Raw genomic sequence first — 22,698 nt, 5'->3', positions numbered from 1 at the left:
TTTACACCTCTTAATAATGTGTTAATTTTTCTAATGTGGTGAAAGCATTACCACTGGTCAAATGTTCTAATACTTGTTGGGTCGTTTGTTGCAAGTTTTGCCGCCCAAATAATTTCAATAATAGAGCAGTATTGGCAGCAACGGCATTTAAATGTTCTTGCTTGCCTTTCCCTTGCAAAATTAAGCGTAAGATCGCCGCATTTTCGGCAGGCTCACCACCACGAATGGCTGCTAATGGTTGTGGTTTTAAACCAAAATCTTCAGCAGTTAGTGTATAACGTTCAATTTTACCTTGATAAATTTCTGCTACTTCGGTTGTACCATGTAGTGCAACTTCATCTAATCCGCTACCATGGACGACAACACTATGTTGATGCCCTAAAGATAAGGCTGTTTCTGCATAAGGTTGCAATAAATCAGCATGATAAACGCCTAACATTTGATGTTTTGGGCGGGCAGGATTAATCAATGGTCCAAGAATATTAAAAATTGTCCGCGTTTTTAACGCTTGGCGTACGGGTATAGCGTGTTTAAAGCCACGATGGTATTGTGGCGCAAAAAGAAAACAAAGCCCAATTTTATCTAACGCTTGACGTGCTGTATTGGCATCAAGATCTAAACGTACATTGAGCGCAGAAAGTACATCACTTGATCCTGTTTTACTGGAAACGCTGCGATTACCATGTTTGGCAATTTTCGCTCCCATGCTGGCGGCAACAATCGCGCTGGCTGTGGAAATATTAATGGTATTTGCGCCATCACCGCCAGTTCCAACAATATCAGCAAAAACATAATCTGGTGTCGGGAAAGGCTCAGCAGCATTTAACAATGCTTTTACCGCACCGCTAATTTCAGCCACCGTTTCTCCTTTAACTTTTAATGCGATTAAGGCAGCAGCCAACTGTTCGTTATTTAATTCTCCTTGTACAATCGCCGCAAAAAGCTGTTCACTTTCAGTAGAGGAGAGCGTATTTCTATTGAATAATTTTTCGAGTATGTGTTGCGTTTCCATAATTATCTTCCCTAAATTTTTATTAATTTTTGTGGTAATGCGGATTATCGGGTTAATAACCAATCAATGGTTTGTTTTAAAAGTTGCCCGCCGTGTACGGTTAAAATTGATTCTGGGTGAAATTGAAAACCGCAAATGGGTAATGTTTGATGACGAAATGCCATCACTATGCCGTTGTATTCTGCATTTACGATCAATTCTTTTGGCAAATTTACTCCCATTAAAGAATGATAGCGAGCAACAGGGAGAGGATTTGTCAAAGCAGTAAACATCGCTTGATTATCATGGGTAATTTTAGATACTTTGCCATGCATTACTTCACCTGCATGGACAATTTCGCCTCCAAAAGCTTCAATAATGGCTTGATGACCAAGACAAATGCCAATCATTGGACAGTGATCTTTTAATGCTTGAATTAATGGCAACATATTACCTGCTTGTTGCGGATTACCAGGGCCAGGCGATAAAGCCAAAATGGTATTTGGTTGTGCCGTTGCTGCTTTAATTAATATCTGTAAATCACAGTCATTACGATACACTGTAACGTTATGACCTAATACACGAAATTGGTCAACCAAGTTGTAAGTAAATGAATCAAAATTATCAAGAAAGAGAATATTAGCCATAAAATATCCTTACTATTGGCAATTTGTTTGTTTAATTGCTTTAATCACTGCCGCCGCTTTGTGGCGTGTTTCATCAGCCTCCATTTGAGGATCTGAATCTAAAACTTCACCACACCCCGCCTGAATATAAGCCATACCATTCTGCACAAAGGCAGAACGAATCACGATACAGGTATCAAAATCACCATGAGAAGAGAGGTAACCAACAGCACCACCATAGCTATGGCGACGTTGTTTTTCAACTTGATAAATTAATTGCATCGCTTTAATTTTTGGTGCACCTGTCAAGGTGCCCATATTCATACAAGCTTGATAGGCGTGCAGCGCATCAAGTTCTGGTTTTAACTGACCAACTACGCGTGAAACTAAGTGCATAATATGCGAATAGCGATCGACCTGCATTAACTCAGCTACACGGCGTGTGCCACTAACACACACTCGAGCAATATCATTACGCGCTAAATCCACTAGCATTAAATGTTCAGATTGCTCTTTATGGTCAAGGCGTAACTCCAATTCAAGGCGAGCATCTAGTTCAGGATCAATTTGCCCATTGCTATCAAAGCCACGTGGGCGAGAACCTGCAATAGGATAAATCTCTAATTGACGAGTTGCTTGGGTATATTTCAACGCACTTTCTGGTGAAGCACCAAATAAAACAAAATCATCATCTTGCATAAAAAACATATAAGGGCTTGGGTTGTTATGTTTTAGTTGATGATAGGTTGCTAATGGGCTAGGACATTCTACGGAGAAGCGACGAGAAGGGACAATTTGAAACACATCGCCAATATTAATGTGCTGTTTTAGTTTTTCGATAATCGCTTTGAAATGTTCATCATCAATATTCACATTAACATCTGTCGACGCTACTTGTTTCGCTAAAATGGTTTCTTTTGCCTGTGTTAATTGATAGAGAATACTGTTAGCTTGCTCGGTAACTGAAATAGACTGTGATTGATCAAAAATATAAGAGTGAAGTTCCGCTTTTTCGGTTTGGTGATCAATGATAACTAATTGTTCAGCAAGGTAAAAACTATAATCAGGAGAAGTTAACCCATCATTTTCTAAAGCCATTCCATTCATTGGGATAAAATTTGCTACTAAATCATAGGCAAATAAACCACCTAAAAAAATAGGGGATTGGTGCTGTTGATAAAGTTGTAATACGGCACGCAATCCATCAAATACGGTTAATGATTGTAATTTTGTATCTTCATCTAATTCATTATTAAGAATAGGGAAGATTACAGTTAAGGCTAATGGTTGTTGAATAACAGTTAGATCTGCATATTGCTTGAAACGGATAGCAAGTTGCTTCAGCACATAAGTTCCATTTGCTGTTAATGCTTGAAAATGCACTTGTTGCTGATCGCATCTAATTTTTATTGCCGCTTTAGCAATTAATAGACTTTTTAAACTGTTTTTACTGCCAATTTCTGCGGAATCTAATAATAGTGTATTTGTTTGACATTGGCATAGACGAGCAAATAGTGAAGTCGTGTCTGCTTGATATGGAATAGGTTGTTGAATGACTGCTAAATATGACACGATAACCTCCTTTTAAACTTCCTAATTTTTATTTTTTCTTACCATTCTTTTGTACTATTTTAATAGTATATTAAAACGTTTTTCTAGATACTACGCTTGTCATGTCAGAAAAGCAAGCGCCATTTTCATTTATTGTCGTAATAATGCAAAAATTACCTTTACGATAAAATAGTGTTGTGCAAAACATTAAACAACATAACTAGAAAGGATTTGTGAATGAGACAAAGGAAAATCAATGTAGATGCAAGATATAAGTTAATAGTGATGTAAAAGCATAAAAAATATAAAAAAGGAAATATCCTACATCAAGCAGGCATCATTTCACGAAGCATCAACAATTTCACGAAGCATCAACAGAGAATGAAGAACAAATAAATATGTTACTTCGATAATTATTATATTTAACATAATATACATTATATCAAGAAAGTGATGTTGTTAAAAATAACGGTTTTTATGTTAAATATATGAAACATATAAAATATTATGCCATTTCTTTTTGTCCTGTAGAACGTAAATATTATTTTTTCTTCATTGTTTAGTTTGTTTAATTTTTTATATTGATGATCGTAGATGACCGAAAATTCATAACCATTACGTTACACTGTCATAAAAATAACAAGCGCATTTGCCACTTCATAAAGAAAAAACTTGTGTGATGCGATAACATGACACAAGTTTTTTGAAAGGATTTTATATTGGATTATCGTCTAAACACGCGAATATTATTAAAACCTTGATCTTTCAGATACAACGCTTGCAAACGACTCATTACCCCTCGTTCACAGAATAATAAATACTGTTTAGTTTGATCTAATTCTGGGAATTGACGAGATAATTTATAGAAAGGAATGTGTAAAACCGTTTGATTCTCTAGTTCTAGCGGTTTTTCATCGGTTTCTTCTGGACTGCGAATATCAATAATCACATCATCTTGTTGTAGCACAGATACCATTTCAACTTCTGGGACTTCTCGTTCTGTCTGTTCTGCAATTTGGCGAATATCTAAATATTGTGCATTCCAAACCGCATCTTCTAATAAAGAAAAATCAAAGTGCGACTCTTCTTCCTCAATTTTGGCTTTAATTGCTTTAACGGTAGGATTTTTAGAAATAACTCCACAAAATTCAGGCATCGATTTGGCAATATCATCAGTACCAATCTCTTTTGCCATCGCAATAATCTGTTCTTTATCGTGTGAAATTAAAGGACGCAACACTAAACAATCCGCAGCTTCATCAATTAAACGCAAATTGGTCAATGTTTGGCTAGATACTTGTCCCAACGCTTCGCCTGTAACAATTGCTTGAATTTGAAAACGCTCTGCAACTTTGCTAGCTGCACGTACCATCATGCGTTTCAAAACAACACCCATCTGCCCGTTGTCAACTTTTTCGAGAATTTCTGCCACAATTTTCTCAAAATTTACTGCTACAAAACGGACTTTATGTGAAGTACCATAACGCTGCCAAATATGATATGCCATCTGTTTTACGCCAATCTCGTGTGCCGCGCCACCTAAATTAAAGAAGCAATAATGCACGCGACACCCACGACGTAACAGCATAAAACTTGATACCCCAGAATCAAAACCACCAGAAATTAACGATAAAACATCTTCTTGCGTACCTATCGGATACCCACCGATACCTGCAAAACGCTGTTTAATCAACATAACATGATCATACTCAATCTCAATTCTGACGGTAACATCTGGATTAGTAAGTTTAACTTTGGCACTCTCAATCTGTTGATTTAATCCCCCACCGATATAACGCTCAGCATCTAATGAGGTAAACTCGTGATTTCCTTTGCGTTTTACTCGCACACAAAAGGTTTTATTTTCTAATTGTTTAGCAATATCTGCATACACAATTTCAAAAATATCTTGTAATGAAGCAAATGGTTTTTCTTCTACTTGTAAGAAATGATGAATTCCTGGAATACGCTGTAATAATTCTATTAATAATGCGTTTTTTTCTGCATTTTTTGTTCTGACTTCAATATAATCCCAATGCTTTACTACCGCAACTTGATCATCATATTTACTTAGAACATTGCGAATATTACTGGTTAATATTTTGATAAAACGTTTACGCACAGAATCACTTTTAATCATGATTTCTGGGAATAATTTAACAATAAATTTCATATGATTAGCTTCTGTTATGCAAAAAATAGGCGTGTATTCTACACGAAAATGAGAAACAACGTAAAAAATCCACCTAAAGTTTCATGAAATTAGGTACAATACGCCACATTGAAAACAAAATGTTTGTCAGTTATGAGAAAAAAAACACAAACTTTAAACTTTGAAAACACTTTAACGGAACTCGAAGCTGTCGTAAATCGCCTTGAACAAGGTGATTTAACTTTAGAAGATGCCTTAGCTCAGTTTGAACAAGGTATCCATCTTGCTAAACAAGCACAAGAACGTTTAACGAATGCAGAACAGCGGGTACAAATTTTATTAGAGAAGAATGCGACTGCGGAATTAACGCCTTTTATAACGAATAATTCCGAACAACAAATTGACGAGGATTCTCCTTTTTAATCCTGCACTGATTTGTACTGCCAAAGAGAATATTTATAATAATCAAAAAAGCCTTTTAGGATTTGACGATGTATCAATTTTCAGACGATTTATCTGCATTACAACAACGTAATAACACATTCTTACATCAACAATTAGACCAGTTAGATAGTGCGCCTGCACCTTTAGCAGAAGCAATGCGTTACAGTCTATTATTGGGTGGAAAACGTGTTCGCCCTTTTTTAGTTTATGCGACTGGAAGAATGTTAAATGTTTCATTGGAACGATTAGATCATCTTGCTGGTGCCATTGAATGTATTCATTGTTATTCCCTTATTCATGATGATTTACCCGCCATGGATAATGATACCCTACGTCGTAATCAGCCTACTTGTCATATTGCTTTTGATGAAGCTACCGCTATTTTAGCGGGCGATGCGCTGCAAAGTTACGCATTTGAATTATTAGCACAAGCGCCTTTAACTGATACACAAAAAATTCAGCAAATAGCTCTTCTCGCTCACGCATCAGGTGCGCAAGGAATGTGTTTGGGACAGAGCTTAGATTTAATTTCTGAAAATAAGCAAATTTCATTAACTGAATTAGAAAAAGTTCATTGCCATAAAACTGGCGCATTAATTACTGCATCGGTATTACTTGGCTTTTATGCGTCGGATTATTACCAAGATCAAGCGCTAAAACAAAAACTTACGCTTTTCGCACAAGCGATTGGTTTGGCTTTCCAAGTACAAGATGATATTTTGGATATTACTTCCAATAATGAAGAGTTAGGTAAAAATGCGGGTTCTGATTTAAAATCACATAAAAGTACTTACCCGCAATTACTTGGCTTGGAACAAGCAAAACAAAAAGCCCACGATCTCTATCAAACAGCACTCCACTGCTTAGATCAAATCGCTTTTGATACCACTGCGTTGCGTGCTTTAGCAGAATTTATTATTCAACGGCGGAATTAACTATTTAACGGATTTTATAACAACTATGTCAAATTATTCACTTTTATCACAGATTAATTCTCCTGATGATTTACGTCTATTAGCCAAAGATCAGTTACCTGAACTTTGCGATCAATTACGTCAATATTTATTAGATTGTGTAAGCCAAAGTAGTGGACATTTGGCTTCTGGTTTAGGTACCGTAGAATTAACTGTTGCTCTGCATTATGTTTTTAATACACCGTTTGATCAATTAATTTGGGACGTTGGGCATCAAGCCTATCCGCATAAAATTCTCACGGGGCGTCGTGATCAAATGCACACTATTCGCCAAAAAGGAGGTATTCATCCCTTTCCTTGGCGCGAAGAAAGTCCATTTGATGTGTTAAGCGTTGGACACTCCTCTACCTCTATTAGTGCTGGATTAGGCATTGCGATTGCCGCCCAAAAAGAAAATGCAGGACGTAAAACCATTTGTGTGATTGGTGATGGGGCGATTACTGCTGGTATGGCATTTGAAGCAATGAATCATGCTGGCGCATTACATACCGATATGCTTGTGATTTTAAATGATAATGACATGTCGATTTCGGAAAATGTTGGCGCATTAAATAATCATTTAGCTCGCCTGCTTTCAGGATCGTTCTATGCATCTTTGCGTGAGGGAGGTAAAAAAATCCTCTCGGGTATTCCGCCGATTAAAGAGTTTGTGCAAAAAACCGAAGAACACGTAAAAGGCTTTATCTCACCAGGTGGGACATTATTTGAAGAACTCGGTTTTAATTATATTGGACCGATTGATGGACATAATGTTGAGGAATTGGTTTCCACGCTAAAAAATATGCGTACCCTCAAAGGACCACAATTTCTCCATATCATCACCAAAAAAGGTAAAGGGTATGAACCTGCGGAACGTGATCCAATTGGTTTCCATGGTGTACCAAAATTTAACCCACGCAGTGGTGAATTACCAAAAAGTAAAAACGCTTCTCCAACCTATTCCGATATTTTTGGTAAATGGTTATGTGAAATGGCGGAGCAAGATAAAAAATTGATTGGTATAACGCCTGCTATGCGAGAGGGTTCTGGTATGGTTGAATTTTCGCAACGTTTTCCAGAACAATATTTTGATGTGGCGATTGCCGAACAACACGCTGTAACATTTTCGGCAGGATTGGCGATTGGCGGTTATAAACCTGTAGTGGCGATATATTCTACATTTTTACAACGTGCTTATGATCAACTCATTCATGATGTGGCGATTCAAAACTTACCTGTTCTTTTCGCGATTGATCGCGCAGGTATCGTTGGTGCTGATGGGCAGACACACCAAGGGGCATTTGATTTAAGTTATTTACGTTGTATTCCAAACCTCATTGTGATGACACCAAGCGATGAAAATGAGTGCCGTCAAATGCTCTACACTGGCTATCATTGTGGCAAGCCAGCCGCTGTGCGTTATCCACGTGGTACTGGAACAGGCGCAACATTAGCCCCTTTAGCAGAACTCGAAATTGGTAAAGCTAAAACCATTCGTGAAGGAAAAAAAGTGGCTATTTTAAATTTTGGGACGTTATTACCAGAAGCTTTACAAGTTGCAGAACAACATAATTATACTGTTGTGGATATGCGTTTTGTGAAACCACTTGATTTAGACTGTTTACAAGTAATGAAACAACATTATGATTTACTGGTAACTCTAGAAGAAAATGCAATACAAGGTGGCGCAGGGGCTGCCGTACTAGAGGAATTAGTCAATTTACCAGGTTCAATGCCTGCTGTATTACTGTTAGGGTTACCTAATTATTTTATTCCACAAGGTACACAGCAAGAAATTCGACAGCAGTTACAATTAGATGCGGAGGGAATTGCGGCGCAAATTGCGACTAAACTTGCGCAGATATAATGAGAGATATAAGGCGGATAATAGGTATCCGCCTTATAACTGCTGCAAATTTTCCTCAACGTCTATTAAGACTAAAAACGCTGCATCACCACCCCACTCTTTTGGCGCGTGATGAAAAGCAACAACTTTAGGGTATTGCACTAACCAACGCGGAATTTGTTTTTTTAAAGTAAAACTACCATACCCAGTCATAATACAAGCACAGGGTAAATTTTCTTTTTCACACGCCAATAGTAATGCAGCTAGCTCCTGCTTTGCTTGTTCTCGTGTTAAACCGTGTAAATCTAAAAAAAGATCGGGGACAAAATCTCCACGGCGTAATCGCTTTAATAAGTAATGATCATCACCCTGACGCAAATAACGCCCGCCATCTTCATCTAATAAAGGTTCATATTCGTCAGAAAAATAAAATAAGGTATCCTCTTTTTCACGTAATGCTTTCATGGCGGCTTGCTGACGTTGACGTTTTTGCTGCGTAGAAAACGTTACAGTGTCTTGTTTTAGCGGTTTGATTCCTTGAACAAACGCTTGAAATAAATTGCGATCTTGTGAATCCATCATTATCCTCATCATTTAAACAGCGCGCCATTCTAACACAACTAACACCTTTTGCTGAAAATATGGTATAAATAGCCATCTTTTTTCACTTATCAACATGAATGCTATGTCAGAACAACAACTTTATAATCAAGAACTTATTGAAGAAATTCAACTCTACTCGCCCCTATCAAATTTGCATACTATTCAAGATTTTCTCCGTTGGACATATAGTTATTTCAACGCAGCGGATATTTTTTATGGGCATGGTTTTGATAATGCGTGGGACGAAACCTTACAACTGGTTTTATCAACATTGCATTTACCATTAGATGTACCAACTGAACTTTATCATTCCCGTCTAACGGATATTGAAAAACAAAAATTACTCGCATTAGTTACAGAGCGGCTAGCAACTCGCAAACCAGTCGCTTATTTAACAAATTCTGCTTGGTTTTGCGGATTGCAATTTTATGTCGATGAACGGGTACTGATCCCTCGCTCTCCAGTTGGAGAGTTAATTCAAAATGGGTTTACAGGTGTTGTGCGGAACGAACCAAAACGTATTTTAGATATGTGTACAGGAAGTGGCTGCATTGCGATTGCCTGTGCCGATAAATTCCCTAATGCTGAAATTGATGCGGTGGATATTTCATTAGATGCGTTAAATGTTGCTGAAATAAATATTGCGCATCACCATATGGAGCAGCAAGTTTTCCCGTTACAGTCCGATCTTTTTGCTAATCTACCGCAAGATGGTTACGATTTAATTGTCAGTAACCCGCCTTATGTTGATGAAGAGGATATTGCTGATATGCCAGTAGAGTTTTCGCATGAGCCGATATTAGGTTTGGAAGCAGGGCATGATGGCTTAATTCTGGTAAAACGCATTATTGCCAATGCCGCAGATTACCTTAACGATAATGGTGTGTTAATTTGTGAGGTCGGTAACAGCATGGTGCATTTAATTGCCCAATTCCCAACGGTGCCGTTTGAATGGATTACATTTAAGCATGGCGGTGATGGTGTCTTTATGTTAACAAAACAACAACTACTTGCTTGCCAAGAACAGTTTGCACAATATAAATAGTAAAATTCTGTTTGTTAACCACGTGATTTTCATTATTTTTCACTCAAATTGAGATTTAGGTCGCCTTAAAGAGCGACCTATTTTTTGCGTTTTTAAAACCGATCCTTTGCTTGGCGTAATGCTGTAAATTGCGCTACGTTTTGGCAACGTAAAAATGGATTTAATGCTTTCTCTACACCTAATGTGGTTGGCACAGTCGGTTGCTGTTGTTGCCGTAACGCTTCTATTTTCGTGGCATAGGTGGCTAATTCTGCAGAATGTTCGATAGATTGTGCAAAACGCAAATTGCTTAATGTATATTCATGCGCAGGGCAAACTATCGTTTCATCTGGTAGTTGTTTTAATTTCTCTAAGGAAGTAAACATTTGTGCATAATCACCCGTAAAAACACGACCACAACCTAGGGAAAATAACGTATCACCACAAAAGAGATGATTATCCACAACATAGCTAATATGTCCCGCGGTATGCCCTTCGGTCGCCAAAATATTTAACGAATAATGTGCGGTATGATAAATCCCCTCCTCCACCTTATGTGTTACAAGGTGAGAATCAACTTCTGCAGGTGCATAAACTGGTACATGAGGATAAGCTTTGCGTAATTGAGCAACGCCACCTGTGTGATCGGCATGATTATGAGTAATTAGAATCGCCTCTAATGTTAATGATGATTTGGCTAAAAATGCCTCAACAGGTGCCACTTCTGCTGGATCAATCAACAAAGCGTGTACATTATCCCGACTGTAACACCAAATATAATTATCATTTAATGCTGGAATGGCAATTAACATTTTCTTCTCCTTGATAAAAATAGCGTTTAATTTGTGTCGCTAATCCACTAGCGCGGAACGTACGACGCTGTACAGCATTGAGCCAAATCATCTCCTCACTAAATACCGTAAATTTATCTTTTGCTCGTGTAATTGCTGTATAAATTAATTCTCTAGTGAGCAACGCATTAAACTCTTGTGGTAACACTAACACAGTATGATTAAATTCCGAACCTTGTGATTTATGTACTGTCATCACATAAGCCGATTCTACACTCGGAACTCGGCTCGGTAATACACCTCGAAAGCCGCTTTCTGTTTCAAACCAGACTTTTAAATTCCCCTGTTCATCAGGTAATACCAACCCAATATCTCCATTAAATAAGCGTACATTATGATCATTTTGCAACACAATTACTGGTTTACCTAAATACCATTCATGTGCAGCACGAAATGTAACGTGCTTCTGCTGTCGCAACATTTCTGCAATCTGTTGATTTAGCTGCTCTACCCCCAATGCTCCACTACGTAAAGCGCTTAATAAACGATTACGCTTAAATAAAGCAAATGCTTGGGCAATTTGTGCTGGCGTCCAGAGTGTTTGCTGTTGCATGAACATAAAATATTCTCGATATAATGTGCAGGCAAACTGTACAACGTGGTGATTTTTTTCACCAATCTGTTGGTTAGATAGCGATAAAACTTGAATATCTTCATAACGAGAAAATAGCTGCCAGCTCTGCTCTGCAGCGCCTTGATTGACAGCATTCGCTAACTGCCCAATCCCTTTATCGGCACGAAAACGATAACTATGTTGCAAATGACATAGGCTATCACGGATAAAATTACATTGCGGTGTTGCCGCTAAAGTTTGTCCACAGACGTGTTGTAAATAATCCGCGTGAGGTTGACTATATGCTAGCGGTAAAAATTGCCCTAATTCCGCCATAATCGCCCCTACCTCCACTGAGGCTAATTGATCTTTATCACCTAGAAAAATCAACCTCGTATTAGGGTGAACGCCACGCAATAATAATGCCATCGTTGCTAAATCAATCATTGATGCTTCGTCCACCACCAACACATCAATATTTAATGGACGTTGTTGATGATATGTAGGTGGACTATTTGGGTGCATTCCCAATAAACGGTGAATTGTTGCCGCCTCTTGTGGCAACTCTGCGGTGAAATCTAGCGGTAATTGAATCTGTTGTACTGCTTGGTGCAAGGATTCTGTTAAACGTGTTGCCGCTTTTCCCGTCGGTGCAGCTAAGCGAATGGATAATGGTGGTTGTTGTTGTAAGCGTTGTAACCATTGCAATCCTAATAATAATTTAGCGACAGTTGTGGTTTTCCCTGTCCCAGGTCCACCTGAAATAAAGGTGATCGTTCTGGAAAATGCCGTGGCTACAGCAATTTTTTGCCAATCAGGTTTAGGTGCCGTGGCGACAAAAAGGGTGGATAAAATGTGTTCAATATAGCTCAGCTGTTGAGCTGTATGAGGTAGCACTTTACTGTTAGCTAAACGTTGCGCAATATAATATTCATCTTGCCAAATACGGTGTAAATAACAAACGGTATCCTGCGCAAACAAACGCAATACAATCGGCGTTACCTGCTGTTGATCACTAGAAAAAGCGGCATGAAGTAATAGTGGTGTATGCCACTCTGTAACAGGTATGGAAGGCAGCGATTGACGCAATTCATGTAGTAATGATTGCCCTTCTGGTAATGACAATAATTCAAATGGATTAGCGAGCAAATCTTCGCTTAAATACAAGCAACTATGCCCGCGTTGATGATGAAAACTTAATAGCGCAGCCAGTAAAGTAGCAAGATTATTGACCTTAGGATCGAGCGTTGTTCCTTGCTGATAAATCAACTGTGCAAAATAGTAATCAATTTGTTCAATAATGGCAGCCTCTCGTAACTGCCGTAAAATGGTTAACATTGTTTATTCCCAAAGCTGATCTAATTTTTCAATTAATTCCGTAGCGGGTTTAGTGAAAAAAATGCCTGTTTGGGCATCATCTGCTACCGCCATGCCCCGTACAAAAAGATAAAACACTCCACCAAAATGGGTCGCATACTGATAATCGGGATCGTGTAATTTTAGGTAACGGTGCAACGCCAACGTATAAATCAAATATTGCAAATCATAACGCTGTGCGGAGATAACTTTTTGCAGATTATCTGATTGATAGCAACTCGATTCTTTACCCAAAAAATTACTTTTATAATCAATGAGATAATAGCGATTATCTCGTCTAACAACAACATCAATAAAACCACGAATAAATCCCTGAATTTCGTCAACTTGGATTGGATATTGTTGATCATACAGTGGGTGATATTGTTGTAAAATTTGATTAAATTGTTGATTATTAAATAATTTTCCAAGTTTAAGATAAAATTGTAACTCCGTTAATTTATCTTTACGGCTAATATGTTGTAATGCCCCCAATTCAGGTAATGGCTTGCTTACTACCTGAGTAAACCAAGTTTGTAGTGGTGCTAGCCAATCATCAGTTAGATTAAGTATTTGGCATAATGGCTTAAAGCTCTCTATGTTGATAGGTTTAGTAAAATCCAATTTTTCCAAATAACGGTGCAAATGTGCGCCGACCGTTGCGCCTTTCGGGAAATCAAATGGCGAAAAATCTGCAGGATAGTAGGTTGTGTTTAGCGGATCTAACTGTGTCGATAACTCGGCAACTTGCATTTCTTGATCGAAATAATCTTGTGCCAAATCGACAAAATGCTCATCATAAATCGTCTGTAATTTGCTTTGTATAGCAGTAAAACTGGTTACTCGCCAATTTTTTTCCACTGGCTGTTTCACATACTGCACTTCGATCGGTTTCTCGACAGTTAAATTAGGACGCCAAGAATCTTGATAGCAAATAGCATTTTCCTGTACTACTTGCCAATTTTCAGGCGACAACGCACGATCAAATAACGCCTGATAACTTGATTCAGTTGCGAGCATTTCTCCTTGTACCAATAAATAATCTAAAGGCGTTAATGTTTCTGTTGTCGTTTTATCCTCAGCAACGGGCAATGATGGCACACCAACGATCAGTTGATATTTAGCCCGCGTCAATGCTACATATAAAAGGCGCATATTTTCCGCTCGATTTTCTAAACCAACCTGCGATTTCTCTTCTTGCGCAATATCCCAAATGAGTTGATTTTCTGTATTATGATAGAAAGAGACTTCTTCAGCTTTTCCTCTACTGGAGCGCGTCATGATAAACGGCAAACAGACTAACGGGAACTCTAATCCTTTTGACTTATGAATGGTGATAATTTTTATCACATCTTGTTCTCGCTCTAAGCGTAAGCGATTTTCTTCATTACTGGCTATATCACTAAGTTGTTGTTGATACCAATTCAACAGCGCTTCTTCATTTTGCTGTTGACTCATTGCCTGTTGCAATAACTCGCTTAAATGCAATAAATCGACGAGGTAACGCTCGCCCAAAGCAAATTGTTGCAAACGCTGTGGAATATTTTCAGTTTGGTACAAGCGATACAACATAGGTAATACACCTTGTGTTTGCCAAATCTGCCGATATTCCAGAAAACGCTCGATCAATGCAGCCCACTGATCTTCATTTTCTTTCAGTTGATGAATCTGATCGGCAGCAAAAGCCCATAACGTTGAGCCTATCGCCGATAAAACAGCCCGCTCATTAAAAGGCGTAAAACAGGCTCGTAGCACCAAATATAAATCCTGAGCAATCACACTATCAAACACATTAGAACGTTCTGATAAATAAACTGACGCTAACCCTTTTTTTGCTAATGCTGTACGAATAAGCTGACTTTCATTCTCATTACGCACTAAAACAGCAATATCTTTAGCAACAACAGCTCGTTGCGTCATTTGAGTTGGATCTTCAACAAAATAGGCTTGTTGCTGTTCGGCTAATTTAAGCAGCTGCTGTAAATAGCTCGCATACATTTCGGCGATTGCACGTTGATATAACTCTTTTTTCTTATACTCTTCTGTTAATTGCAACATCTGCCACGCAGGTTGTTTTTTCTCATTGATGACAAGATAACCTTGGTTATGCGCTTGGATAGGCGGAAATACAATATTGGTTAAGTAAAATGGATTTTCTGCTTGGGTATAAAGTTGATTTAAACTATCAATTAGTCCTGTTGCAGAACGATAGTTATGTTGCAAAGTATAAATATTGGGAATGTGGTATTGACGTTGATTATCCATAATAGACAAATACGTAAAAATATCGGCCCCACGGAAACGGTAAATTGCCTGCTTTGGATCACCGATAACCGTAAGGTTCGCTAATGGGTAATCAGGTTTTGTCATCAGATAAATTTTTTCAAAAATTGCTAATTGAATCGGATCGGTATCCTGAAACTCATCAATCATCGCAAACGGATACTGCTGACGAATTAAACGAATTAATTTCTCGGCTTGTGGCTTATATAAAGCATCACGCAATAAGCGCAGCAGATCATCAAAGCTTTTCTCATTATGCTTATCTTGATAGTTAAAAATACGTTCCCGCAATAGCTGAATATAGAGATAATTCATACTCGCCACATAAGCCTCTTGCGCAAAGTTCGCAAAGAATTTTTCTAACTCAAGAATAAATGGCGGTAACGGCACAGCTTTGCCTTTATAAAATTTAATCTCAGTTAATGCTTTTGCAGTTTTTAACTGTAATTCCGTCTCTTTTTCTGAGGCTAAATAAGTTTGAATCTTTTTTTCACTTGTTTTTTGGATTGCCGCTTTGTTTTGGGTAAACCAATCGACAAACGCAGTGAGGTGCGTCCTTTCAATCGCCGAAAAAGTCGCTAATTGTTGTTGGTAATATGCGATCCCTGAGGTCAAATCATTAAATAACAACGTTTGCGTAATTTGTGGCATATCACCAGATAATAATTTTTTAAATTTTTCAAATAGCTGATCGGGCGAACTAAATATCTGTGTAATGATTGCTGCTTGTTCGTGATCTAACGCATAGAATTGTTCACGCCATAATTGATAATTAATTTGCCGTAAACGCGCCTGATTCTCTTCTCCTACCGAAAACGCAAAGGATAAGCCCGAATCAAACGCATATTGGCGTAAAATGCGTTGGCAAAAACTGTGAATAGTAAAAATTGCTGCTCGATCAATATATTGAGTCGCAAAAGTTAAGCGTTGAATGGCTAATGGTAAATTGTGTTCAATAAAAGGGAGTAAATTTAACAGCTCCTGATCCGTAATCAAAGTTTTGTCTTGTTGCTGTTGATACTGTTGTAGTAGGTTTAGCCACGACTGAATCCGTTGATTGATCCGTTGGCGTAATTCTTTGGTGGCATCTTTGGTAAAGGTTACCACGAGAATCTGCTCAATATCTAATGGTTGTGGAAAATTATGCTTGCCTGCTTGCAGTAATAAACGTAGATACAGTGTTACCATTGTATAGGTTTTCCCTGTACCCGCAGAGGCTTCAATCACATTATTTTGTGCTAAGGGCAGTGAGATTGGATTGAGTTGTGTTTTCATTATTTATCTTATTGTTAGAGAGGAAAACGCCGATCTCTCACAATCGGCGTTTTGATTATGTCATTTAAAAAGTCAGGACTTTATCCGCCCATAATGTCCATTCAGCGACATCGGCTAAGGTACCAAGCGTTACCCCATCAATCAAGGGGTGATGTGATACCGCTCGTGCATTTGAACAAGTGGTACAAAGTTTTACTTCAACCCCTAATCCAGTCAAGATACTTAATAGCTCTTGTACATTTGCCCCCTCTTTTGGGTTTTGTCCTTTTAATCCAGCTAACACCGCATCAGAAAAACAGAAAATTTTCATTTCAACGTCTTTTGAGTATTCTTCTTTTAATGCCAACGCCAAACGTAACGCATTAAATGTTTTCTCCCCGCTATATGGTGAGTCATTTAAAATATAAAGTAATTTTTGCATCATGATGCCTTAATCAACAAAAACAATCTTAAATAAAAATAACAATGCAATTAGCCAAACAGGAACACTGACCTCTTTCGCCTTGCCAGTAAAGAGTTTCATGACACAATAGCTAATAAATCCTAGCGCAATCCCTTCTGTGATTGAATAAGTAAATGGCATCATTGCTGCGGTAATAAATGCTGGCGTTGCTTCAGTTAAATCGTCCCAACGTACTTTAATCAAACTTGATGACATTAAAATGCCCACATAAATTAATGCGCCTGCAGTTGCATATGGTGGCACAATCGAAGCTAATGGTGAAATAAAAATGACTAATAAGAACAGAATTCCCACAACCACAGCGGTTAGCCCTGTACGTCCACCAACAGATACCCCAGTGCTGCTTTCAATATAAGCAGTAACCGATGATGTACCTAAATAAGCCCCCGTTACAGAACTTACACTATCAACATACAATGCTTGTTTCATTTTCGGGAAAGTACCTTGCGCATTGCTGATTCCTGCTTTTTCGGTAACGCCAAGTAGTGTACCTGATGAATCGAAAAGATTCACAAGCATAAAGGAGAAAATAATGCCTAATAGATCACCTTGTAAAGCACCGCTTAAATCCACTTGCCCAACCACAGAAGTAATACTCGGTGGCATAGAAAAGACGCCCTGAAATTGTGTTTTACCTAACAATAACGACAATACCGTAGTAACGACAATAGACACTAAAACAGAGGCATGAATATTTTTAGCTGCTAAAATGACAATGATAAAGAAGCCTAAAATACCCAATAAAACTGTTGGTGAATGTAAATCGCCTAGGGACATTAAGGTTGCTTCATTTGGCACAATAATGCCCGCATTATGGAATCCCATCAAAGCAATAAACAAGCCGATCCCCGCCGTAATACCCACACGCAAACTAAGTGGAATAGAGGAAATTAACCAAGAGCGGATTTGAAATAAGGTTAACGCTAATAGCCCAACGGCTCCCCAGAAAATGGTTCCCATACCAACTTGCCAAGACAGCCCCATTTTACTTACGACGACATACGCAAAAAACGCATTTAGCCCCATTGCAGGCGCTAGAGCAACAGGTAAATTGGCAAATAAGCCCATTAAAATACTACCTAATGCAGCAATTAAGCAGGTAGTAACAAAGACAACTTGAGTATCCATACCAGCCACGCCTAAGATTGACGGGTTAACGAATACAATATAAACCATGGTAAGAAATGTTGTGATCCCAGCGATAATTTCCGTTTTTACATTGGTATTATGTTGTTCCAAATGAAAAAATTTCGCCAAAAGATTTTGATTTTGCATAAAAAAACACCTGTAAAATAAATAAAAAACAAAAGGAAAAGCTATCACAGGCTTTTCCTTTTAATTCTAGCAAAACTCCTCAAATTTTTGGCGGAAATTTTTAGATTTTTATTATTTTAACGCTATTCTCAAGAAACTCGCTTTTTTATTACATCTTCAATTTATTCTGTACCACTTTTGCTTTCGCTAAGAAACGTTGACGTTCCTTGCTTGCCATAGTGTTATTCATTCCTGGTAGTTTTACTTTCATTGGATTAACTGCTACGCCATTAATATGAAATTCATAGTGTAGATGAGGACCTGTTGAGCGCCCAGTGTTACCTGATAAAGCAATACGTTGTCCTTTTTTTACTGACTGCCCTGTTTTTACGAGCGTTTTACTTAAATGCATATACACTGTTTGGTATTCTCGACCATGGCGCAACATAATATAATGCCCAGCTCCGCCTGCTTGATAAGAGACTTTTACGACTACACCGTCTGCTGGTGCAATAATGGGGGTACCCGTAGGCATAGAAAAATCAACGCCTTTATGTGGTGCAATTCTGCCTGTAACTGGGTGCTTTCGGCGAGGATTAAATGGCGAAGAAACGCGGTACTGGCGTTGCATTGGATAACGCGAGAACCCTTTTCCTAATGTTTCACCATAATTATTATAGTAACGACCATTTTCAGCTTGAATCGCGTAATAGCTTTTACCGCGACTAATAATATGAATACCAATCACATTACCCTGCCCTGTCAATTTATCGTTTAAATATTCACGATTGACTAAAACCGCATAGCGATCACCTTTTTGTAATTTAGTTAAACTAATTTGCCACTGTAACGCATTAATTAATTGATAAATTTGCTTCGAATCTAAACCATTTTCCCGTAGATGAGTATAAAGATTGCCATCAATACTGCCTTTTAAAACTTCTTCTTTCCAAATACTCTTCTTCTGAATAATTTTCATGGCGAAATGCCCATCTACTTGACGTTCATAAATACGCTCTTCTTTCCGTGAAACTAACCAATTTAAATATTGTAAATCCCCATCTTTAGATAAAATCCAATAGAATTGTTGACCTGCTTGTAAGTTTTTTAACGTCGGGTCTAATTGATAAAATCCATTGATGATATCTGTGTCTAAACCACCTGATTCTAGTACATCAGTTAGTTTATCTCCCTCTACTACTGTATAGGCAAACTGATTAGTTATTCTTAACGCTTCTCCAGCAGCATCTAATAATCCACTTAGAGCTTCCTTTACTTCTTCAGGTAATTCATCATCGCTGAATATATTTTCATCTGATAGCTGATCATCAAAGTTTTCTGTATTGCTATGACGACGATCATTCTCTGTTTCTATCGTATTTTCTGGTATTGAATTTCCCACTATACTTGTTGATAACTCTGCTGTTTTGCTATTTGGCGCTAAGGTTTGATGTTGTAAAAAATAAAGAATTGAAAAAAAACTAAGTGCAGCAACCACAAAAAGAATTATTCTTATCATTATTTTCTTTTTAATGCGATCTCTTGCTAATTTAATATGTTGCATTCAATGTAACCTAAAATGGATAAAGCTTAATCATTTTTAAAAGAATTTTTATAAGACACAATGTTAACTGAAAAATTCCCAAAATCAGTGATTAATTTTACTGAACGGATAAATATTCAACATTACACTAAAAAATTATTTGATCCCTTAATTGATTTGCATAAAATACAAGCCATTTTTTCAAAAATATGATCATTATGCAGCACTTACCAACGCCTTTAGTGGAATTAAAAAATATCTCAGTACAATTCAATGAGCAAATTGCCTTACAAGATATTTCATTAGCCATTCAACCCCGCTCTATCACGACTATTGTTGGACCAAATGGGGGCGGAAAATCAACGCTTTTAAAAGTGCTATTAAAATTAATTACTCCGCAATCAGGTAGTGTCAATTATGCACCCAATACTAAAATTGGCTATGTGCCACAAAAAATTCATATTGATCCCTCATTTCCGATTACCGTAATAAAGTTTCTCTCGCTAAAGCCCAAAACAAGTAAGCAGGATATTGATGCTGCGTTAAAATTACTCTCAATTAGCCACCTCGCACAACATAGTATGCAAAAATTATCAGGTGGTGAAATGCAACGCGTTCTACTGGCGCGGGCTATTTTAAATAAACCTAATTTATTGGTACTAGATGAGCCAACACAAGGGGTAGATGTGGTTGGACAAAATGAGCTGTATGAACTTATTAATCAAATGCGTGAGCGTTTTGATTGTGCGGTATTAATGGTATCGCATGATCTACATTTAGTAATGGCAAAAACGGATCACGTCTTTTGTATTAATCAACATCTCTGTTGTGAGGGTACGCCAAATTCAATTAGTATCCACCCAAATTTCATAGATTTTTTTAATAATCAGCGTGAGCAAAATGTCGCAATTTACACCCATCATCATGATCATAAACATAATTTGCATGGTGATGTTTGTTGCTCAGCAGAACACCGTTCACCTGATTGCCAACACCAATCATAAGGCATTTTTATGTTTGACATTATTTTTCCTGCCTGGCTTACAGGTATGTTGTTATCCTTAATTACTGCGCCACTTGGTGCGTTTGTTGTTTGGCGTAAAATGGCTTACTTTGGCGATACCCTGTCGCACTCTGCCCTACTTGGTATTGCACTTGGTATTGTGTTAAATCTCAATCCTTATCTTGCCATTATTATGCTTATTATTTTATTGGCATTAGCATTGGTCTGGTTAGAAAACAACACACATTTTGCTGTTGATACGCTGTTAGGGATTATTGCACATACTAGCCTTTCACTCGGTGTGGTAACCATTGGTCTCATTGGTGGAATACGTGTTGATTTAATGAATTATCTGTTTGGCGATCTACTTGCAATTAATTATCAAGATTTACTTTGGATTGGTATTGGTGTGGTCGTTGTTTTCTCTATTTTATGCTACTCATGGTCAGGATTAATTTCTGCTACGGTCAATCCTGAACTAGCACAAATTGAAGGAATTAATGTCAAAAGAAGCCGTTTAATTTTAATGTTACTCACCGCTATTACGATTGGTTTAAGCATGAAATTTGTTGGAGCATTAATTATTACCTCACTGTTAATTATTCCAGCCGCTACCGCTCGCCGTTTTGCTCGTACACCAGAAAGTATGGCACTTATTGCGATTATGATTAGTATGCTAGCTGTTAGTGGCGGTTTATTATTATCTGCATTTTATGATACTGCCGCAGGTCCCTCTGTCGTGCTTTGTTCATCATTACTTTTTATATTTTCACTTTTCAAGAAGCAACAGGATTAACTTATGCCAACGAAATTACTAACTGAACGCGCTGATATTGAGTGTTTAGTCAACACTTTCTATGACAATGTACGAGCTGATCCACGCATTGGCTATATGTTCAATCATCTAAAAGGCAAACATTGGCAAGCCCATTTAGAAAAGATGTATCGTTTTTGGGAGAGTAATATCTTTGATGTAGAAAGTTATCAAGGCAATCCGATGCTCACACATATCAAACTGCATAATCGCCAACCAATGAGTGAAGCAATGTTTTCTGTCTGGTTAGAACATTGGCAAACCACCGTAAAACAACTCTTTCATGGTGAAAATGCTGACAAAGCAATTTTTCGTGCTACCACGATTAAAGATCTGATGCAGCAACGTGTTTTGACTGATGAATTACCTATGTTTATGCAGCGTATCCGCCCTACTAAAGGCTAAGCCATGAGTTATTGTCGCTATGTTAATCAACTGACAGAAGGACAAGATCCCCTGAATCAAGCCTATCATCAGCAGCGTTATGGTTTTCCGATTGAGAACGACAATGAGCTATTTGCCCGTTTAGTGATGGAGATTAACCAAGCTGGGTTGAGTTGGACGCTTATTCTAAAAAAAGAGGCAGGCTTTCGTGCTGCTTATGATCAATTTGATATTGAAAAAGTCGCACAATATACCGACGAAGATCGCCAACGATTACTGGCTAATCCAGATATTATTCGTAATCGTTTAAAGATTAATGCAGCCATTTACAACGCCCAACAAATCCAGAAATTACAACAACAATTTGGCTCTTTTAAGCAATGGCTGGATCAGCATCACCCAAAAACCTTACCTGAATGGATTAAGATCTTTAAACGCCATTTCAAATTTGTAGGTAAAGAAATTGTGCATGAATTTTTGCTGAGTTGTGGTTATTTGCCTCATGCTCATGATCCAGACTGCCCAATTTACCAACAAATTTTACAGACAGATGTCGCTTGGCGGAGAAAATAAGGATTAATGTGCAAAGAAAAATATCAGTTTTTTGCACAAGCAAGACAAAAAGCATTGCATTTTGAGCGCTGCTTGCAGCGACCCGTAGGGTGAGCAAATGAGCCGAGCGAACTTGCGAATAAAATGAAGTCGCCCTGTAGGGCGAAACCTAAATCT

19 protein-coding genes are annotated in these 22,698 nt (G+C 37.9%); 8 read left to right on the top strand and 11 right to left on the bottom strand.

All coding sequences use genetic code 11. The features are described 5' to 3' along the window. Positions 1–10: 10 nt before the first annotated feature. From trpD to thiI, 4 genes are all read right to left on the bottom strand, one after another. Positions 11–1,012: an anthranilate phosphoribosyltransferase gene (gene trpD / locus ACFFHK_RS01895; RefSeq protein ID WP_382368457.1), complete on the bottom strand. Its 1,002-nt coding sequence runs from the start codon at positions 1,010–1,012 to the stop codon at positions 11–13. A gap of 44 nt (positions 1,013–1,056) precedes the next feature. Further along, positions 1,057–1,638 (bottom strand): aminodeoxychorismate/anthranilate synthase component II, encoded by a 582-nt coding sequence (locus ACFFHK_RS01890; RefSeq protein WP_382368454.1) that lies wholly within the window; start codon positions 1,636–1,638, stop codon positions 1,057–1,059. Positions 1,639–1,650: 12 nt separating this feature from the next. After that, positions 1,651–3,189, bottom strand: a complete 1,539-nt coding sequence (gene trpE / locus ACFFHK_RS01885) for an anthranilate synthase component I (protein WP_382368451.1) — start codon at positions 3,187–3,189, stop codon at positions 1,651–1,653. A 703-nt stretch (positions 3,190–3,892) separates the two neighbouring features. Next, positions 3,893–5,341, bottom strand: coding sequence for a tRNA uracil 4-sulfurtransferase ThiI (gene thiI, locus ACFFHK_RS01880; protein WP_382368448.1), 1,449 nt, complete (start codon positions 5,339–5,341; stop codon positions 3,893–3,895). 132 nt (positions 5,342–5,473) lie between these two features. Between thiI and xseB the strand changes: the two genes are divergently transcribed. The 3 genes from xseB (at position 5,474) to dxs (ending at position 8,584) form a co-directional block, all read left to right on the top strand. Continuing rightward, positions 5,474–5,743 carry an exodeoxyribonuclease VII small subunit gene (gene xseB / locus ACFFHK_RS01875; protein WP_382368445.1) on the top strand — a complete coding sequence of 90 codons (270 nt, stop codon included), beginning with the start codon at positions 5,474–5,476 and terminating at the stop codon, positions 5,741–5,743. Between the two features lie 68 nt (positions 5,744–5,811). Next, a complete protein-coding gene (gene ispA / locus ACFFHK_RS01870; RefSeq protein WP_382368442.1) occupies positions 5,812–6,699 on the top strand; it encodes a (2E,6E)-farnesyl diphosphate synthase in 888 nt (295 codons plus the stop codon). Positions 6,700–6,724: 25 nt separating this feature from the next. Next, a complete protein-coding gene (dxs, locus tag ACFFHK_RS01865) occupies positions 6,725–8,584 on the top strand; it encodes a 1-deoxy-D-xylulose-5-phosphate synthase (RefSeq protein ID WP_382368438.1) in 1,860 nt (619 codons plus the stop codon). Positions 8,585–8,617: 33 nt separating this feature from the next. On the opposite strand, the gene smrB is transcribed toward dxs, so the two are convergent. Beyond that, positions 8,618–9,145, bottom strand: a complete 528-nt coding sequence (smrB, locus tag ACFFHK_RS01860) for an endonuclease SmrB (protein WP_382368435.1) — start codon at positions 9,143–9,145, stop codon at positions 8,618–8,620. Between the two features lie 103 nt (positions 9,146–9,248). Here smrB and prmB point away from each other — a divergent pair, with 103 nt between their 5' ends. Beyond that, positions 9,249–10,211 (top strand): 50S ribosomal protein L3 N(5)-glutamine methyltransferase, encoded by a 963-nt coding sequence (gene prmB, locus ACFFHK_RS01855; protein ID WP_382368432.1) that lies wholly within the window; start codon positions 9,249–9,251, stop codon positions 10,209–10,211. A gap of 92 nt (positions 10,212–10,303) precedes the next feature. Here the strand turns inward: prmB and gloB are convergent, their stop codons facing one another. The 6 genes from gloB to mepM form a co-directional block, all read right to left on the bottom strand. Next, the gene (gloB, locus tag ACFFHK_RS01850; protein ID WP_382368429.1) at positions 10,304–11,002 is read right to left on the bottom strand and encodes a hydroxyacylglutathione hydrolase; all 699 of its coding nucleotides are present in this window, start codon (positions 11,000–11,002) and stop codon (positions 10,304–10,306) included. Continuing rightward, the gene (gene recD / locus ACFFHK_RS01845) at positions 10,974–12,932 is read right to left on the bottom strand and encodes an exodeoxyribonuclease V subunit alpha (RefSeq protein ID WP_382368426.1); all 1,959 of its coding nucleotides are present in this window, start codon (positions 12,930–12,932) and stop codon (positions 10,974–10,976) included. Before recD ends, gloB begins: the two co-directional genes overlap by 29 nt. 3 nt (positions 12,933–12,935) lie before the next feature. Next, the gene (recB, locus tag ACFFHK_RS01840; protein ID WP_382368423.1) at positions 12,936–16,508 is read right to left on the bottom strand and encodes an exodeoxyribonuclease V subunit beta; all 3,573 of its coding nucleotides are present in this window, start codon (positions 16,506–16,508) and stop codon (positions 12,936–12,938) included. Between the two features lie 64 nt (positions 16,509–16,572). Next, a complete protein-coding gene (locus ACFFHK_RS01835) occupies positions 16,573–16,929 on the bottom strand; it encodes a DsrE/DsrF/TusD sulfur relay family protein (RefSeq protein WP_382368420.1) in 357 nt (118 codons plus the stop codon). A 9-nt stretch (positions 16,930–16,938) separates the two neighbouring features. Beyond that, the gene (locus ACFFHK_RS01830) at positions 16,939–18,246 is read right to left on the bottom strand and encodes an NCS2 family permease (RefSeq protein ID WP_382368417.1); all 1,308 of its coding nucleotides are present in this window, start codon (positions 18,244–18,246) and stop codon (positions 16,939–16,941) included. Positions 18,247–18,394: 148 nt separating this feature from the next. Continuing rightward, positions 18,395–19,789 (bottom strand): murein DD-endopeptidase MepM, encoded by a 1,395-nt coding sequence (mepM, locus tag ACFFHK_RS01825; RefSeq protein ID WP_382368414.1) that lies wholly within the window; start codon positions 19,787–19,789, stop codon positions 18,395–18,397. Positions 19,790–19,977: 188 nt separating this feature from the next. On the opposite strand from mepM, the gene znuC reads away from it, so the two are divergent. Genes znuC through ACFFHK_RS01805 form a run of 4 tightly spaced genes read left to right on the top strand, consistent with a single transcriptional unit; the run spans position 19,978 to position 22,542 of the window. Then, positions 19,978–20,772, top strand: coding sequence for a zinc ABC transporter ATP-binding protein ZnuC (gene znuC / locus ACFFHK_RS01820; RefSeq protein WP_382368411.1), 795 nt, complete (start codon positions 19,978–19,980; stop codon positions 20,770–20,772). Positions 20,773–20,781: 9 nt separating this feature from the next. Next, positions 20,782–21,567: a zinc ABC transporter permease subunit ZnuB gene (gene znuB / locus ACFFHK_RS01815; RefSeq protein ID WP_382368408.1), complete on the top strand. Its 786-nt coding sequence runs from the start codon at positions 20,782–20,784 to the stop codon at positions 21,565–21,567. A gap of 3 nt (positions 21,568–21,570) precedes the next feature. Beyond that, entirely contained in the window at positions 21,571–21,990 is a 420-nt protein-coding gene (locus ACFFHK_RS01810) for a group III truncated hemoglobin (RefSeq protein ID WP_382368406.1), read from the top strand. A 3-nt stretch (positions 21,991–21,993) separates the two neighbouring features. Beyond that, complete coding sequence (locus ACFFHK_RS01805; protein ID WP_382368404.1) at positions 21,994–22,542, top strand: DNA-3-methyladenine glycosylase I; 549 nt, start codon at positions 21,994–21,996, stop codon at positions 22,540–22,542. Positions 22,543–22,698 lie beyond the last annotated feature (156 nt).

Source organism: Gallibacterium trehalosifermentans (assembly GCF_042433055.1).
Classification (GTDB): Bacteria; Pseudomonadota; Gammaproteobacteria; order Enterobacterales; family Pasteurellaceae; genus Gallibacterium; species Gallibacterium trehalosifermentans.
This window is presented reverse-complemented; position numbering and strand designations above follow the sequence as displayed.

Excerpts from the sequence above, each read along its gene's own strand:
- smrB (WP_382368435.1), bottom strand. The coding sequence starts at position 9,145 with ATGATGGATTCACAAGATCGCAATTTATTTCAAGCGTTTGTTCAAGGA.
- ispA (WP_382368442.1), top strand. The coding sequence starts at position 5,812 with ATGTATCAATTTTCAGACGATTTATCTGCATTACAACAACGTAATAAC.
- dxs (WP_382368438.1), top strand. The coding sequence starts at position 6,725 with ATGTCAAATTATTCACTTTTATCACAGATTAATTCTCCTGATGATTTA.
- xseB (WP_382368445.1), top strand. The coding sequence starts at position 5,474 with ATGAGAAAAAAAACACAAACTTTAAACTTTGAAAACACTTTAACGGAA.
- thiI (WP_382368448.1), bottom strand. The coding sequence starts at position 5,341 with ATGAAATTTATTGTTAAATTATTCCCAGAAATCATGATTAAAAGTGAT.
- ACFFHK_RS01810 (WP_382368406.1), top strand. The coding sequence starts at position 21,571 with ATGCCAACGAAATTACTAACTGAACGCGCTGATATTGAGTGTTTAGTC.
- gloB (WP_382368429.1), bottom strand. The coding sequence starts at position 11,002 with ATGTTAATTGCCATTCCAGCATTAAATGATAATTATATTTGGTGTTAC.
- ACFFHK_RS01830 (WP_382368417.1), bottom strand. The coding sequence starts at position 18,246 with ATGCAAAATCAAAATCTTTTGGCGAAATTTTTTCATTTGGAACAACAT.
- ACFFHK_RS01835 (WP_382368420.1), bottom strand. The coding sequence starts at position 16,929 with ATGCAAAAATTACTTTATATTTTAAATGACTCACCATATAGCGGGGAG.
- recD (WP_382368426.1), bottom strand. The coding sequence starts at position 12,932 with ATGTTAACCATTTTACGGCAGTTACGAGAGGCTGCCATTATTGAACAA.
- trpD (WP_382368457.1), bottom strand. The coding sequence starts at position 1,012 with ATGGAAACGCAACACATACTCGAAAAATTATTCAATAGAAATACGCTC.
- mepM (WP_382368414.1), bottom strand. The coding sequence starts at position 19,789 with ATGCAACATATTAAATTAGCAAGAGATCGCATTAAAAAGAAAATAATG.
- znuC (WP_382368411.1), top strand. The coding sequence starts at position 19,978 with ATGATCATTATGCAGCACTTACCAACGCCTTTAGTGGAATTAAAAAAT.
- recB (WP_382368423.1), bottom strand. The coding sequence starts at position 16,508 with ATGAAAACACAACTCAATCCAATCTCACTGCCCTTAGCACAAAATAAT.
- ACFFHK_RS01805 (WP_382368404.1), top strand. The coding sequence starts at position 21,994 with ATGAGTTATTGTCGCTATGTTAATCAACTGACAGAAGGACAAGATCCC.
- prmB (WP_382368432.1), top strand. The coding sequence starts at position 9,249 with ATGTCAGAACAACAACTTTATAATCAAGAACTTATTGAAGAAATTCAA.
- znuB (WP_382368408.1), top strand. The coding sequence starts at position 20,782 with ATGTTTGACATTATTTTTCCTGCCTGGCTTACAGGTATGTTGTTATCC.
- ACFFHK_RS01890 (WP_382368454.1), bottom strand. The coding sequence starts at position 1,638 with ATGGCTAATATTCTCTTTCTTGATAATTTTGATTCATTTACTTACAAC.